Annotated in this window: 17 protein-coding genes; 12 read left to right on the forward strand and 5 right to left on the reverse strand. The window is 61.6% G+C overall.

All coding sequences use genetic code 11. From position 1 onward, the window contains the following. Positions 1 to 121 precede the first annotated feature (121 nt). The 4 genes from mscL to dnaA form a co-directional block, all read right to left on the reverse strand. Positions 122 to 538 (reverse strand): large conductance mechanosensitive channel protein MscL, encoded by a 417-nt coding sequence (mscL, locus tag LAN70_12295; protein MBZ5511935.1) that lies wholly within the window; start codon positions 536 to 538, stop codon positions 122 to 124. Between the two features lie 11 nt (positions 539 to 549). After that, positions 550 to 1098: a hypothetical protein gene (locus LAN70_12300; GenBank protein ID MBZ5511936.1), complete on the reverse strand. Its 549-nt coding sequence runs from the start codon at positions 1096 to 1098 to the stop codon at positions 550 to 552. A gap of 140 nt (positions 1099 to 1238) precedes the next feature. Next, positions 1239 to 2360 (reverse strand): DNA polymerase III subunit beta, encoded by a 1122-nt coding sequence (dnaN, locus tag LAN70_12305; protein MBZ5511937.1) that lies wholly within the window; start codon positions 2358 to 2360, stop codon positions 1239 to 1241. Positions 2361 to 3107: 747 nt separating this feature from the next. Further along, positions 3108 to 4532 (reverse strand): chromosomal replication initiator protein DnaA, encoded by a 1425-nt coding sequence (gene dnaA / locus LAN70_12310; protein ID MBZ5511938.1) that lies wholly within the window; start codon positions 4530 to 4532, stop codon positions 3108 to 3110. A gap of 531 nt (positions 4533 to 5063) precedes the next feature. Here dnaA and rpmH point away from each other — a divergent pair. From rpmH to LAN70_12350, 8 genes are all read left to right on the forward strand, one after another. Next, positions 5064 to 5219 carry a 50S ribosomal protein L34 gene (rpmH, locus tag LAN70_12315; protein MBZ5511939.1) on the forward strand — a complete coding sequence of 52 codons (156 nt, stop codon included), beginning with the start codon at positions 5064 to 5066 and terminating at the stop codon, positions 5217 to 5219. Positions 5220 to 5402: 183 nt separating this feature from the next. Further along, positions 5403 to 5780, forward strand: a complete 378-nt coding sequence (gene rnpA / locus LAN70_12320; GenBank protein ID MBZ5511940.1) for a ribonuclease P protein component — start codon at positions 5403 to 5405, stop codon at positions 5778 to 5780. Positions 5781 to 5886: 106 nt separating this feature from the next. Beyond that, positions 5887 to 6282 (forward strand): membrane protein insertion efficiency factor YidD, encoded by a 396-nt coding sequence (yidD, locus tag LAN70_12325; protein MBZ5511941.1) that lies wholly within the window; start codon positions 5887 to 5889, stop codon positions 6280 to 6282. 42 nt (positions 6283 to 6324) lie between these two features. Beyond that, entirely contained in the window at positions 6325 to 8115 is a 1791-nt protein-coding gene (gene yidC, locus LAN70_12330) for a membrane protein insertase YidC (GenBank protein ID MBZ5511942.1), read from the forward strand. 448 nt (positions 8116 to 8563) lie between these two features. Further along, on the forward strand, positions 8564 to 9106 hold the full coding sequence (locus tag LAN70_12335) for a single-stranded DNA-binding protein (GenBank protein MBZ5511943.1): 543 nt from the start codon (positions 8564 to 8566) through the stop codon (positions 9104 to 9106). 264 nt (positions 9107 to 9370) lie between these two features. Next, positions 9371 to 10765, forward strand: coding sequence for a tRNA uridine-5-carboxymethylaminomethyl(34) synthesis GTPase MnmE (gene mnmE, locus LAN70_12340; GenBank protein ID MBZ5511944.1), 1395 nt, complete (start codon positions 9371 to 9373; stop codon positions 10763 to 10765). 68 nt (positions 10766 to 10833) lie between these two features. Then, positions 10834 to 11121: a BrnT family toxin gene (locus LAN70_12345; GenBank protein MBZ5511945.1), complete on the forward strand. Its 288-nt coding sequence runs from the start codon at positions 10834 to 10836 to the stop codon at positions 11119 to 11121. After that, positions 11102 to 11446 (forward strand): BrnA antitoxin family protein, encoded by a 345-nt coding sequence (locus LAN70_12350; GenBank protein MBZ5511946.1) that lies wholly within the window; start codon positions 11102 to 11104, stop codon positions 11444 to 11446. Before LAN70_12345 ends, LAN70_12350 begins: the two co-directional genes overlap by 20 nt. 44 nt (positions 11447 to 11490) lie before the next feature. Here LAN70_12350 and LAN70_12355 read toward each other — a convergent pair whose 3' ends face one another. Continuing rightward, complete coding sequence (locus LAN70_12355; protein MBZ5511947.1) at positions 11491 to 12138, reverse strand: hypothetical protein; 648 nt, start codon at positions 12136 to 12138, stop codon at positions 11491 to 11493. A 58-nt stretch (positions 12139 to 12196) separates the two neighbouring features. Here LAN70_12355 and LAN70_12360 point away from each other — a divergent pair, with 58 nt between their 5' ends. From LAN70_12360 to rsmG, 4 genes are all read left to right on the forward strand, one after another. Next, on the forward strand, positions 12197 to 12361 hold the full coding sequence (locus LAN70_12360) for a hypothetical protein (GenBank protein MBZ5511948.1): 165 nt from the start codon (positions 12197 to 12199) through the stop codon (positions 12359 to 12361). 264 nt (positions 12362 to 12625) lie between these two features. Then, positions 12626 to 12919, forward strand: a complete 294-nt coding sequence (locus LAN70_12365) for an HU family DNA-binding protein (GenBank protein MBZ5511949.1) — start codon at positions 12626 to 12628, stop codon at positions 12917 to 12919. 324 nt (positions 12920 to 13243) lie between these two features. Next, entirely contained in the window at positions 13244 to 13654 is a 411-nt protein-coding gene (locus tag LAN70_12370; protein MBZ5511950.1) for a hypothetical protein, read from the forward strand. Positions 13655 to 13889: 235 nt separating this feature from the next. Beyond that, positions 13890 to 14567: a 16S rRNA (guanine(527)-N(7))-methyltransferase RsmG gene (gene rsmG, locus LAN70_12375; GenBank protein ID MBZ5511951.1), complete on the forward strand. Its 678-nt coding sequence runs from the start codon at positions 13890 to 13892 to the stop codon at positions 14565 to 14567. The last annotated feature ends 256 nt before the right edge of the window (positions 14568 to 14823 follow it).

Consider the following 14823-nt stretch of genomic DNA (forward strand, 5'->3'; position numbering starts at 1 on the left):
GTAATCCGGAGCTGAGAACTCCGCCCCGGCGAATCGCCTTTGTTCTAGATTCGGAACATCCCAATTTCGGAATCAAATTCGGCGCGGCAACCGTCGGCTGCCCTAATGCCCATTGTCGGCCTCAGGAGCCGGCTGCGCTCCCCACCACCGTCGTGCAGAACGCGCACCGCCTGGCCGCCATCGGAATCTCGCTCAGGCATTCGGGACACTTCTTGGTCGTCGGATCCGCCGGCGCCGGCGCCTTGCGATAGCGCTGGATCAGCGTGTTGATCGGCAGCACGACAAAAAAGTACACCGCCGCCGACACCAGCAGGAACGCCACCGCCGCGTTCACGAAATCGCCGTACAGGAAGCGGCTGCCGTTCACGTCGAAGTAGAAGGCGGAGAAATCCGGCTTGCCGGCAATGGCGGCGATCAGCGGCGTCAGCAGGTCTTTGACGAACGCCGTCACCACCGCGCCGAACGCTGCGCCGATCACCACCGCCACCGCCAGGTCCACCACGTTGCCGCGCAACAGGAATTGCTTGAAGCCCTTCATGTTTCGCCTCCTTAGCTTTGGCCGACGAAGTTGATCGCTTTCGGCAGCTCATTCACCATCACGTCCAGGTGTTTTCGCGATTCGGAGCTGAACGAGAATACCAGCGCGTAATCCTTGGCAGGCAGCACGACGATGGTGTAGTACACCTCGCCGGCGACCAACTTCGAGCTGTAGTCGGCGCGATAGGCCTTGCGCCCGGCGATGAATATCTCTTTCACCGGCGCCACTTTCTTTGCCCCCATCTCCTCCAGCGCCTTGCCCGCCAGGGAGGCCTGCTCCGGGCTGCCGGCCGCCGACAGCAGTTCGGCGGTCACGGTCACGGCCCGCCGCGATTTCTCCTCCGGCGCGCGCGCGTCCAGCAGCACGCACTCGCGTTCGCACACGCCCTCCGTGGCGACGAATGACACCGTCCAATCCGCCGGCAGCTTGTAGTTCATGCCGAAGTACAGGTTGGTGTACAGGCCCCCGGAGACTGCGCCCGCTTTCGGCGACAGGCCCTGTGCGACCGCCACTCCGCACGCCAACGCCAGGCAGCAACACAGAACGGGAAGATTGCGCATAACTCACTCCTTGTTCCCCGGTCGCAAATGAAGCCCAAAATAATACTGCTGCCGCGGGTGCGCCGTCTGCACACAAAAATGAATGGGGCGATCGGCTCGCCCCATTTTGGGTTTCAGGAAGTTTTCAATCCTTCGATTCCTCAGATCCTCATCGGCATCACGATATAGCGGTACTTGAAGTCGCTGTCCGCCGGCTCTTCCGGGCGCAACTGTCCCGCCGACTGCGGGTCCTTGAATTCGAATCGCACTTCGCTCGACCCGGCAGCCTTGAAGAAATCCAGCAGGTACTGGCTGTTGAACCCGATGGTGAGCGCCTCGCCCTGGTAGCTGGTCTCAATCGAATCTTCTGACTCGCCGGCGTCGCTCGACGATGACGACACCTTGATCTCGCCCTTGTCCAGGCGCAGCCGGATGGCGCCGCTGCGCTCGTCGGCAAACTGTGCCACGCGCTGGATGGCCGCCGAGATCGCATCGGTCGCCACCGAAACCGTCTTGTTGTTGTCACGCGGCAGCACCGCTTCGTAGTTGGGGAATTGCCCGGTGAGTTGGCGCGAGGTCAGCAGCCGGTCGCCCAGGCGGAAGAACAGCGTGGACTCGTCCTTGGCGAACTCCACGAATTCGCCGTCGTAATCGTTGAGCAGCGAATTCAGTTCGCCCATCGCCTTTTTCGGCACCAGGATCCGCAGCTCGCCCGACACTCCCGTGAACCGCGCCTTGCTGTTCTCGATGTGCGCCAGGCGGTGGCCGTCGGTAGCCACCATGATCATCGCCTCCGGCTTCAGCACCAGCAGCGCGCCGTTCAGCGTGTAACGCGACTCTTCGTTGGAGATCGCGAAGATGGTCTTGGCAATCATCCGGTGCAGTATCGGCGACGGCAGCTTGTACGCCGTCGTGGTGGGAAACGCTGGCAGGCTGGGAAAATTCGACCGCGCCATGCCGACCATTTTCGTGTTCGACCGGCTCAGGCGCAGGTTCACCCAGTGGTTCTCCAGCAGCTTGATGGTGATTTCGCCGTCCCCCAGCAGCTTGACGTAATCGAATAGGCGCCGCGCCGGAATCGTGCACGCACCTTCTTTCTTGACCTTGGCCGGGCAGCCGGTACGCAAGCTCAGGTCCAGGTCCGTCGCCGTGATGGACAGGCGGTCGCCGGCAGCCTCGAACAGGAAATTTGACAGGATGGGAATCGTAGTTTTGCGCTCCACCACGCCCTGGGTCGCCGTCAGTTCCTTCAGCAGGTCCGATTTGCTGACCGTGATTTCCATGGCGCCCCCTTTGACTTCAGGGACCTCCGAAACGCGCGTTGCAGTTGTCTCCGTCACTTTCCGTGACCTCCCGGCGGGATTCCCGGCGCGCACTGTGGTTGCGCGTGATGGGTAGCCCATTTGCGATCTGCCCGATACCGCGCGGCTGGGATGCGCTGTCGGGTACTGCTTCCACGCCTACTTCTATGGACTTACTTATATCAAAAGAAAAATCAATAAAACAGCAGTAGAAGCCGTTCTGCCCGGAAATGTGGAGAATCCGTCCAACTCACTTTGGAACCGCCACTTAGCCGTTTTCGCGACCCTGTTCATAAGGGTATCTGATTGTGCTTGACACAGCATAACCGGACCCTCCCCTGAAATTACTCCCCGCCTTGCACAGTCTCCACATTCCATCCACAGGTTCGCCTGCGGAATACTGCATCACGAGGTGGAAAATTCGACCTGAACCGCAATTCATGGGCTTTCTACGCCACTCCTTTTTCCGCAGCCCTCGTTACGATCTCTGGACACTGCCGCTCTCTTGTTCTTACCAGCTGCCGCCTTTTCCCACTTTTTCTCACGGCGGTCGCTACAGCCGCGGAGCGGCAATTTTCGTTAGCCTACCGCGGCAGCGATGGAAACGCACCCAAACGAACGCAGCGAGCCCCAGCGGGGCGCTACATCGGGCTCTACTGATGCACGAGGCCGTAACTCACAAAAAAAGCACGGCTGCTCGCCGTGCCGATAATCAACCTCCCCGCTTCCTCATCCCCCCAGCGTCTCCGTCAGCTTGTTCAGCATCCGGTTCAGGTCTTTGTCGTTCTTGCGCACGGTTTCAATCTTGTCGATCGAGTGCAGCACCGTGGTGTGGTGCTTGCCGCCGAACTGCCGCCCGATTTCGGGCAGCGACGAGTCCGTCATGTGCTTGGCCAGGTACATGGCGATCTGCCGCGGGTACACGATGGCGCGCGAGTTGTTCTTCGCCTTGATCTCCGCCAGCCGCAGCCCGAACTGCTCCGCCACCGCCTTCTGGATGGAATCGATGGTCACCTTGCGCTGCTGCGAATCGATGAAATTCTTCAGTACCTGCTGCGCGTACGGCAGCGTGATCTCCTGCCCGATCAGCGACGAGTGCGCGATCAGCCGGATCAGCGCGCCTTCCAGCTCGCGCACATTCGACCGGATGTTGCTCGCGATGAACAGCGCCACGTCGGTCGGCAACTGCACCCGCTCCGATTCCGATTTCTTCTGCAGGATGGCGACCTTGGTCTCCAGGTCGGGCGGCTGGATGTCGGCGATCAGCCCCCATTCGAAGCGCGACCTCAGCCGGTCCTCGATCTCCGCCAGCTCTTTCGGCGGACGGTCGCTGGCGATCACGATCTGCCGCATCGACTCGTGCAGCGCATTGAAGGTGTGGAAGAACTCTTCCTGCGTCCGCTCCTTTTGCGCCAGGAACTGGATATCGTCGATCAGCAGCACGTCCACCGTGCGGAACTTGTCGCGGAAGCTGGTCATCTTGTCGTAGCGCAGCGAGTTGATCATCTCGTTGGTGAATCGCTCGCTCGACAAGTAACAGATCGACATCTGCGGCTGCCGCTTCTTCACCTCGTGTCCGATGGCCTGCATCAGGTGCGTCTTGCCCATGCCCACGCCGCCGTACAGGAACAGCGGGTTGTAGGCCTTTGATGGGTTTTCCGCCACCGCCTGCGCCGCCGCGTGCGCGAACTGGTTGCCGGCGCCACAGACGAACCCATCGAACGTGTAGCGTGGGTTCAATTGCGCGGCGCTGTCCCAATCGAAGCGCTGCTGCTGCACTTTGCCGCCGGCCGCCGCCGGAGCCGAAACGGACACCGACGGTGCCTGCGCCGAGAATCCCCCGTCGTGCCGCACCGGGGTGTTGGCTGCCGCCGATGGCGCCGCCGGCGCTTGCGTCGCTCCGGTCACAAATTCCACATCCTGAAACTCCAGCCCCAAAACGTCGATCGCCTCCAGGATCAGATCGACGTACCGTTCCGCCATTTCTCCGAATTCTTTGTTCGGCACCAGTACGAACAGCGTGTGGGCGTCGGAATGGCTGAAGCGCGTCGGCTTCAGCCAGGTATCGTAGGAGTGCCGGTTGATTTTCTTTTCTAGCGCATCCAGGATGCGCATCCACGGATTCACGGCGGCGGTAGCTGACGTCACGGACATGGCCATTCCAATCTCTCACCGGATTTCGCGGGCGACATCCGGTGTACGCCTTGGCTCGGGCCTTTTACAGGCCGCGGATTTTTCTTTGGTCACTCCCGCCCGTAGCTCAATGCCGCCGTGGCGCGGGCGATGCGCTGAGAGTCGTTTGACTGCTCGGTTCGGGAGTGACGGGCCTCGCGAAAAGGCCCGCAATTGCACTCTTTCAGGGCACTTCGCTTCTCTTGTTGGCTGCGCCGAATACTAGCACGAAAAAATTCTTCGTGTCTGAATTGTTCACGCGCGTGAAAAAAGAACCGGGCGAAATTGAATCAACTCGGCACGACATGTCAAGTATTCAATCGGTTATGACGCAGCCCTGGTGCAGTTGAGTTGCGAGTCCTGAGTTGTGAGAAGTCACTTTCGACGAGATCAAATTTTGATTTCGCCCCCGACTCGCGACTCGCCACTGCTAGCCAGTGACCGCTCGCGTCAGATATACTCCTCGATTGGCCCTAGCATTATTCTCTCGACTGAGGAGCTGTAGATCATTTCATGCCGAAGCGCACGTTCCAGCCCAACCGGCGTCGCCGCTCCAAGACGCACGGATTTCGTAGCCGGATGAAAACCAAGAGCGGACAAGCGGTGCTCTCGCGCCGGCGCGCCAAGGGTCGCAAGCGTGTCTCGGTGAAGCCCGGATTCCGGGAGTAGCGCGGCATCCTGCCGCCTCATGTCGCGGTGAAAGCCCTGTCCCATTCTTCCGCATCACGCGCCGAAACTTCTTTGTTCGAAGCCGTGCGCAGGTGTGCGCCGCCGGACCGGGAAGATGGGGCACGGGATGAAAGTGTGGCACGGGTCTCTGACCCGTGTTCTTCCGCCCAGGCTTTTCGCCGCATGAGTCGCAAGCTTGCGCCGCGGTTTCCCAAGGCTTCGAAGCTGTTGCGCCACGCGGATTTTCAACGGGTGTACAAGCAGGGCCGCCGCCATTTCGCCGCCCACATGACGGTGTTCTACCTGCGCCGTGAAGAGGATGACGGCGCTGGGCCGCGCGTCGGCTTCACCGTCGGCCGCGTGCTCGGCGGCGCCGTCCAGCGCAATCGCATCAAGCGCCGCTTGCGCGAGGCGGTGCGGCACCATCTGGCATCGCTGGCGCTGGCGGTTGACGTGGTCATCAACCCCAAGAAGTCGGCCCTGGTGGCGGAGTTTTCCGTTTTGCACGACGAGGTCGCGCGCGCTTTCGAAGTAATTGCCGGCCGGGAATCGCGCGCCTGAAATGATTTTGAAATCGTTGGCTCAAATTGTTTTGGTGCCCCACACCTGCCCGCTTTTGGCAGATGTGGGTCTCGGTACTCGGTACTAAGTACTCGGTACTCCTGACATGAAGCGCGCACTGTTGCTGACAATCCGGCTCTACCAGCGGCTCCTCTCGCCGTTGCTGCTGCCGGCGTGCCGCTATGTGCCCACCTGCTCGCAATACGCCCACGAAGCCGTCGCACGTCACGGCTCTGCAAAAGGCGCGATGCTTGCCGCCTGGCGCCTGCTCCGTTGTCACCCGTTTTCACGCGGCGGCTACGATCCCGTACCGCCGGATGCGACGTTGCATGACCCGGCATTCATAACGCGACTGAATGTTGCGACACGGTTTGCATTTCTGAATGATGCGACACACGCATTCCGTGCACGACGCGACACACGCATCCCGGAGGGATGCAATGACAATAGCCCGGCACTTCAGTGCCGGGTTGCTGGCACCATCCGGCCCCAAGTCCCGTAGGGACGACTGAAAATTTGGATCGGAAATCATTTGAACGGAAACATGCAAAACCCGCAGCAGGATCCCGGCATGGAGCGCCGTCTCCTGCTCGTCTTCGTCCTCACCTTCGCCGTCCTGCTGATCTCGCAGCCGCTGCTGATGAAGTACCTCAAGCCGCAGCAGCCTGCGCCCGAGCAGAAGCCGGCCGTCACCCAGCCCGCCGCCACCCCTGCGCCGGCGCCTCCCGCCGCGGCGCCGGCTGCCAAGGCCAAGGCCAAGGCCAAGCCTGCCGCACCGGCTGCCACCCGTCAGGCCGCCGCTGAGCAGGAGTCGGTGATTGAGAACGATCTCTACAAAATCGTTTTCACCAACCGCGGCGCGCAGGTCAAGTCGTGGGTGCTGAAGAAGTACCACGACGAGCACGGCCGCCCGCTCGAACTCGTGCATGAGGCCGCCGCGCAGCAGTTCGGTTATCCGCTCTCCCTGTGGACCTACGACGAAGCGCTGCGCAAGAAACTCGCTTCTGCGCTCTACGTCAGCAGCAGCGCCGCCACCCTGCACGCGCCCGCCGACATCAGCTTCGAGTATTCCGATGCCGACATCACCGTCCGCAAGAGCTTCCACTTCGACCACTCCTACGTGGTGAAGATCGATACCGCGGTCACGCAGAACGGCCAGCCGGTGCGCGCGTTTCCTGCATGGCCCGCCGGCTTCGGCGATCAGGCCACGCCCGCCTCCTACGCCTCGGCGACCGTTGATCTCTACGCCGGCGAGGCCAACTGGCACGGCGGCGAGAAAGTCGTGCGCCAGGCCATCAAGAAAATCAGCAGCGGCGCCACCTTCAACGGTCCCTTCGCCTGGGCCACTGCCGCCGACCAGTATTTCGCCGCCGTTTTCTTGCCGGAAGATCCCAAGACCGCCGTCCTGGTCACGCTGCGCAACGCGATCGAAATTCCCAAGGACCCCGCCAAGCCCGAAGGCGACAAAATCAAGCAAGAGGTGGTCGGCGCCGCCGTCGGCAGTGCGACCGGCGCCACCAGCGAGCGCCTCTTCGCCGGACCGAAGAACCTCGACGTGCTGCAGTCCGTCAAGGCTGCCGCGCTGCCCGGCCAGCAATCCACCACGCTGGAAAGCGTAGTGGACTTCGGCACCTATCTCGGCTTCATCGCCAAGCCCCTCTTCCTGTGGTTGCGCTGGACCTACCACCACTGGGTCGCCAACTGGGGATGGTCGATCATCATCCTCACCGTCATCATCAACATCGTGGTCTTCCCGCTCCGGCTCACCAGCATGAAGTCGGCGCTGAAGATGCAGAAGCTCCAGCCCCAGGTCAACGCCATCAAGAAGAAGTACGAAAAGTTCTCCATGCGCGATCCGCGCAAGCAGGAGATGAACCAGGAGATTGCCGCGCTCTTCAAGCGCGAGGGCGCCAGCCCCATGGGCGGCTGCATTCCCATGCTCATCCAGTTCCCCTTCCTGGTGGCCTTCTATTCCATGCTGGGCAGCGCCATCGAGTTGCGGCACGCGCAGTTTCTCTGGCTGCACGACCTTTCTGCGCCCGACCCGAAATTCATTCTGCCCGTCCTCATCGTCGTCACCACGCTGGTGGTGCAGAAGATGACGCCGCAGGCCGGCATGGATCCGGCGCAGCAAAAAGTCATGACCCTGATGATGCCGGTGATGCTCGGCTTCATCTCCTGGAACTTACCTTCGGGACTGTGCACCTACTGGGTGATGGGCAACGTGGTCTCGATCATCCAGCAGGTGTGGATGAACAACACGCACTTCGGCCGGGAAATGCGCGCCGAAGCCGAAAAACGCGCCCGCAAGAAGGGCCTGCCCGCAAAGACGTAGTCCGTAGCTGGGAGCTTGGTAGCTCGGCATCGGACTAAGCATGTTGCTGGAGGTTCTCACTTTGTCGATATCTCGTTGCGCGGGTCGCTTGCGCCCTTAGGATCACCGCGATCGCAGCCCCGCAGGGGCGCACGCCGGTAGCCCAGGACGCCAGTCCTGGGTACGCTGATTGTTTTCGATCGGAGTCCCGTAGGTGTCTGTGTCATAGCTCGATTTCGCGCGTTGCAGTGGTCCAAAAGCGAACCGAAACCAGCCGCGGAGCGGCGAAATTCGTTAGCCCAGCGCGGCAGCGCTGGGTAAAGTGGACCAAAAAGCGAAAAGCGTGAGCGCCAGCGGCGCGGCACGGCTATGACGCAGACACCGTAGGGACGGCGCGAACAAGCCTCCGGCTTGAGCGGAGGCCATCGGCCATCGACCATCGACCGTCGACCGTGTTAAAACATTCACCATGCCCCTCGCGGACAAAGTCGTCTCCGCCAAAAAAATTGAAGGCTTTCTCCGCGCCACCATCGTCAAGGGCGGATTCAAGCTGAAGTACCGCATCACCGTGGACCCGCCCCTGCCCGAGGAGCGCGACTGGGAGCGCCCCGACATCCTGGTCGAACTTTCCGGTCCCGACAGCGACCTGCTGTTGGAGCGCGGCGGCGAACTGCTGCGCTCGCTCGAGCACCTTGCCCTGGAAATGCTGCGCCTCGGCCGCGAGGAGCACGACCGCGTCAGCTTCGATTGCCGCGGATTCCGCGCCATGCGCATCCAGGAACTGCGCCTCGCCGCCGATGTTGCCGCCGAGCGCGTCCGCAAGAGCGGTGCACCCTACGAATTCGGCCCCATGACCTCGCGCGAGCGCCGCATCGTCCACCTCGCCCTCCGCGACCATGCCGACCTGCGCACCGAAAGCGCCGGCGAAGCCGCCTTCCGCCACGTCGTCCTCTACCCCAAGGACTACAAGGCCCGCCCCGCCGCCCCGCCCCGCTTCGGCCGCCGAAGATAGTTTCGCTGATGAACGCGGATCAACGCAGAGCAAACGAATTCATGTGATGTCATCCTGAGCGAGGCATCGCCGCTTTTTGCGATGCCGAGTCGAAGTACCCCTACCCTTGTACTCACATATGTGGGCTGATGACTGCTTGGGTCGCCGTCGCCGGCGCCTGCAACACTTCACCGACCTTGCGTTTGCTCGGTACTCGGTACTAAGTACTCGGTACTGCTTCACAACTCGCTTGCAACTGGAAACTAGAAACTCGAAACTAGAAACTTGCATTTAGACGACACCATCGTCGCCATCTCCACTCCGCCCGGCCGCGGCGGGCTGGGCGTGGTCCGCCTCGCCGGCCCCGATGCCCGTTCCATCGCCGCGCCCCTGCTGCGCCTCAGGAGCGACCTGGAACCCAACCGCGCCCTCTTCGGCGAGCTCATCGAGCCCGGCACGCAACAACGCATCGACGAAGTGGTAGTCACCTTCTTCCAGAAGCCGCACTCCTACACCACCGACGACATTGTCGAAATCTCCGCCCACGGCTCACCTGTCGTGTTACGACATATTGTCGAGCTCGCCCTGGCCCGCGGCGCCCGCCTCGCCGACCCCGGCGAGTTCACCATGCGCGCCTTCCTCAACGGCCGCCTCGACCTTACCCAGGCCGAAGCCGTGCGCGACCTGATTGACTCGCAAACCCTCTACCAGGCGCGCGTTGCGGCGCAGCAGCTCGGCGGCGCGCTCTCCCACCGCCTCGCGCCCATCAAGCAGAAGTTGGTCGAGTTGATTGCCACCCTTGAAGCCGGCGTGGACTTCGCCGAAGACGACGTCTCCGTCATGCCCGGCCCGCAGATCTTCGCCGGTATCGACTCGGTCGCCGCTCCCCTGCGCGAGCTCTGCCGCTCCTTCGCCTACGGCAAGCTGGTGCATGAAGGCCTGACGCTCGCCATCGTCGGCCGCCCCAACGTCGGCAAGTCTTCGCTGTTCAACCGGCTGGTGGAGCGCGAGCGCGCCATCGTGACCGCCGCGCCCGGCACCACGCGCGATTTGGTCACCGAAACCGTGGCCATCGGCGGCATCCCCGTTCACCTGGTGGACACCGCCGGCATCCGCCAGGCGCAGAATGAAGCCGAAGCCGAAGCCGAATCCATCGGCATCCGCAAATCTTGGGAGGCCCTCGCCGACGCCGACCTCGTGCTCGTCGTCACCGACGCCTCCCAGCCCCTCACCCGCGAAGACCGCGAACTGATCGAACAGGTCAGCGGGCGCACTGCCATCGTGGTGGCCAACAAATCCGATCTGGTCGACCGTCGACCGTCGACCGTCGACGTCCAAGATCACCCGATCACCCGATCGCCGGATCACCCGATGTTGCCCACCTCCGCGCTCACGGGTACCGGCATCGCCGAGCTGCGTGCCGAAATCCTGCAGCGGATGAGCGGCGGCGCTCCCCAGCAGGAAACCGCCTTCCTCACCAACCTCCGCCAGCAAAAGCTGGTCGAGGACTCCCTCACCGCGCTCGCCGCCGCCACCCGCGCGGTCGAGAGCAACACCCCGCACGAAATGCTTCTGCTCGACCTTTACGGCGCGCTCCGCCCGCTCGACGAAATCACCGGCGCCACCACCACCGACGACATCCTCAACCTCATCTTCTCCACCTTCTGCATCGGCAAATGAGTACGTACAATTGTGTCTTGACATATCAGTACGTATGAAGCTAGGCTTGCTTGGGGAGAAGGCCGATCATGCGGTTCGCATGGGATGAGAACAAGAGCCGCTTAAATCGCAAGAAGCATGGCATCTCATTCGCGTTGGCAAAGGAAGTGTTCACGGACCCGTTCTGTCTGACAATTCCAGACCTGACGGTTCAGCGTGAGGAGCGATTGTGGACGATTGGCCGCCTGGAAAATCTCGTGATTGTGGTGGTCGTTCATACGACCCGGGATGAACACGGCGAGGAAGTCACCCGCATCATTTCAGCTCGAAAAGCCACCCCCCGGGAGCGGACATACTATGAGGAAGCTGACCAATAAACAGCGCCAAAAAGAACTCGACGCCATTGCGGCGATAGCGGACGACCAGATTGATTTGTCCGACATTCCCCAACTGATCGACGAGCAACTCAGCCGGGCGATGCGCGGGGCAATGTACAGGCCGGTCAAGAGGCCCGTCACCATGCGGCTCGACGCCGACGTACTCGCGTGGCTCAAACGAGATGGACCGGGCTATCAAACCAAGGCGAATGCCCTGCTTCGGAAGGAGATGACCCGGTTCTATCGGGACAGAAAAGGCCCGGGACGTGCGTCCGAGTCGGGGCGCCGGCTCAACGGCAAAAAGAGAAGCGTTCGCGGGCACTAATTGTTGACAACCGTTCACCCCGAACCTCGCAGGGTCGACGCCCCCTACGGCAAAATAATCCTGCTGCCCTCCGCCGCCCCCGCCACCGGCTTCTCCGGAAAATTGGCAAACAGGAAATCGAGGAACGCTTTCGATTTCGGCCGTCCCGACGTTCTTCCCAGCGCCAGCCGCAGCGTGAACACCAGCGCCTTCAGCACCTCGCCGTCCTTCAGCGTCGAGTAGCCGCGGTTCTGCTCTTCGGTTTTGCGAAACTCCTGCAGCATCTTGGAAATCTCCGCGGCAATGGCGTGCTGCATCGGGCTGGTGGTCGGCTGTTCGTAGATCAGCCCCGAACTCACCTGCGTCTCGTACGTCTTGGCCATCGCGGTCAGCGCCTGGATCACATCGCGGTCCCGCGAAGCGGGATCGCGCCGCGCCGCCAGCACAATGGCGAAGCTCATCCCGCCCATCAGCGGCTCGCGCTCGTAGAGAAACGTCTCCGCCACCTCCACCTGCGGCATCAACGCCTCGCGGTCCAACTCGCGCAGATGATTCACGTTTTCATTCTTGCGTGCCTGCTGCAGGTAGGGACACTCGCTGGGACAATCCAGCGTCACCTCGCGCTCGGTGCCGCAGCAGATGGGGCAGATGCGGTCGTGCACCGCCGGGCAAAAGCGCTTCTCTTTTCGTTCATGACAAATCGCGCAGCTCACGCTTTCATTATCGCATTCGCGGGATTAGCCACAGAGGACACAGAGGAACAAAGGCGACTTGATCATCGTCAAGCGATTCCTTGAAATCGACAATCAACAATCGGCAATCGGCAATGCATTTCCCTTTCAATTTGTCAGATCCGCGTTCATCCGCGCAAATCCGCGGTTAGGTTCTTCCTCCGACGCCGCCCCACATCTGCTTGAAATCGACAATCGGCAATGATTCTGCCTTTTTTCCCTCCGCGTCCTCTGCGTCCTCCGCGACCAATCCTGGTTCAAAACGGGAACTCACCTGCGCCAAAACGCGCTTTCCGCTTGCCTTTCACCCCCAAGGCGCGCAGAATGCCCGTTTTTCGCAGGTTTTCCACAGCTTGATGCCAGAAACCCGCATAAAATCAGGCTTCCGCGCTTCTCAAGTACGCGGACCCTGTTGTACCATGGCCGCTGCTGAGTTGCGAATTCGGACTCAAGTTACTAAGGAGGATGCATGGCTGGCATGACCAAGACGCAGCTTGTACGCCACGTGGCCGAGAAGGTCGGCACCAACAACAAGACCGCAGCCGCTTTCCTGGAGACACTGGCTGAGACCGCGGTGAAGGAGACCAAGAAGAATGGCCTGTTCGTTCTGCCCGGCCTGGGACGCTTGAAGAAGGTGCAGCGCAAGGCGCGCATGGGCCGCAATCCCCAAACTGGCGAGCCAATCAAAATCGCGGCCAAGACCACCGCGAAGTTTTATCTCGCCAAGGCGGTCAAGGATTCCATCGCCCCCAAGAAAAGTTAGTTCGTCTTTTTTGCTCGAACGGATCTGCTCGAATCATGAAGGCCGGCTTCGCGCCGGCCTTTATTTTTCCCGCCAATTGCAATGCAACCAGCCCAGAAACTGAAACCTGTGGCTGACCCTGCGCAGTTTCCCATTGCTCTCGCCCGGCTTTGCGGAATCGTCAACCGACAATCGGCAATGCATTTGTGCTTCTTCCTCGGTGTCCTCTGTGGCTGACATTTGCTTTTTCCCATCTTGAAACCGCTCCTCCATCGCGCCCGATTCCACCGCGCCGCCCGCCCGCAATCGGCCTACAATTTTCCCGTACTCAGCCGAGGTGACGCCATGAAGGCCAAGGCTGCTCTCCTGCTTCTCATCCTGCTCCTCATTTTGCTGTTCCCGGTCCGCGTGACTTCGCAATGGTCTCCGGTGCCGCAGGATCTTGCCGGCGGACGCCCCGGCAGCTTCCGCTTCTCCACCTCCGCCCAACTGGAGGCGGACCGCGCCGACCTCATCGAACTGCGCGCCAGCATCGAGCGCGTCGAGAACCTTCTGCCCGCCGTCGCCAATCCCGCTACGCGCCAGGCGCTCCAGGCGGAACTGCAGAAGTGGCAATTGCATGCCGCGCGCTACCAGCAGCGCCTGTCCGCCAGTGCCGGCCACACCGCCGCCACCGTCGAATCGCGCCTCAACGGCATCAAAGGCCAGCGCCAGTGCGGCGTCTGCCACGGCGGCTTGATCGAACCCGGCCAGTGAAACTGGAGCGCGCCGCAAGAATTATTGGCCGGTCATCCTGAGCGAGGCGTCGCCGCTGCAGCCTGCCCTGAGCGAAGTCGAAGGACCCCTATACCATTCAAGGCACGCATGGCCCTCACCCGCATCTTTACCCGAAATCGACAATCGACAATCAACAATCGGAAATGCTTTTCCGGCCTTGCGCGCGGCTGAACTTGCTTGCCTTTTCCCCACCCGAAACTCGAAACTGATCGCAATGCAACCCGCCCGCATCGCCGCCCTGCTCTCCCCGTTTCTCGGCGGCGCTTCCCTCAGCGACTCGCAACTGGCGCAGTTCGCCGGCTATCTCGACCTCCTCCTGCGCTGGAACGCGCGCATCAACCTCACCGCCGTCCGCGATCCCGAACAGATCGTCACTCGCCACTTCGGCGAATCCCTCTTTGCCGCCCGCCATTTGTATCCGTTCTGCAGCCTGGCGACTGGCGACTGGCACCTGCTGGATATCGGTTCCGGCCCCGGTTTCCCCGGCCTCCCCATCAAGATCTGGGCGCCCGCGCTCAGTACGACGCTGCTGGAATCCAACCAGCGCAAAGCCACGTTTCTGCGCGAGGTCGTCCGCGCCCTCCAACTCACCGGCGTAGAAGTCCGCGCCATTCGCGCCGAGGCCTACGCCGGCCAGATTGCAAATTACAAATTGCAAATTACAAATTCGGTGACCGTCACCCTGCGCGCCGTCGAACGTTTCCACCAGATTCTCCCCACCGCCGTCAAACTCCTCCAGCAGTTCCCTGCCGCCAGCCGTCGCCTCGCCCTGCTCATTGGCGCCGCCCAGGTCGAACCCGCGCGCGCCCTCGTCGGCGCCCTCACCTGGTCCGACCCCGTGCCCATCCCCGCATCCTCGCAACGCGTGTTGCTCGTCGGCAACTCGGCGTAACGGTTGCTCATTGATAAAGATTGTCATTCCGAAACACAAGAATTGTCATTCCGAGCGCAGCGAGGAATCTAGGTTTTCTTTGACCTGGAAACGTCTCATCGTAGGCGTGCCGAAATCAAGACGGCGTCGCAGGTGCCTTGGCGGGTTGCCAACATCAGCGCCGGCGCCATTCATGTGCCGTAGGCACAACCGAAAATAGCCCGGCACTTCAGTGCCGGGTTACAGACGCGACCAACTGAAGTCCCGTAGGGACGAC

It is taken from the genome of Terriglobia bacterium, from assembly GCA_020072845.1.
Lineage (GTDB): Bacteria > Acidobacteriota > Terriglobia > Terriglobales > Acidobacteriaceae > JAIQGF01.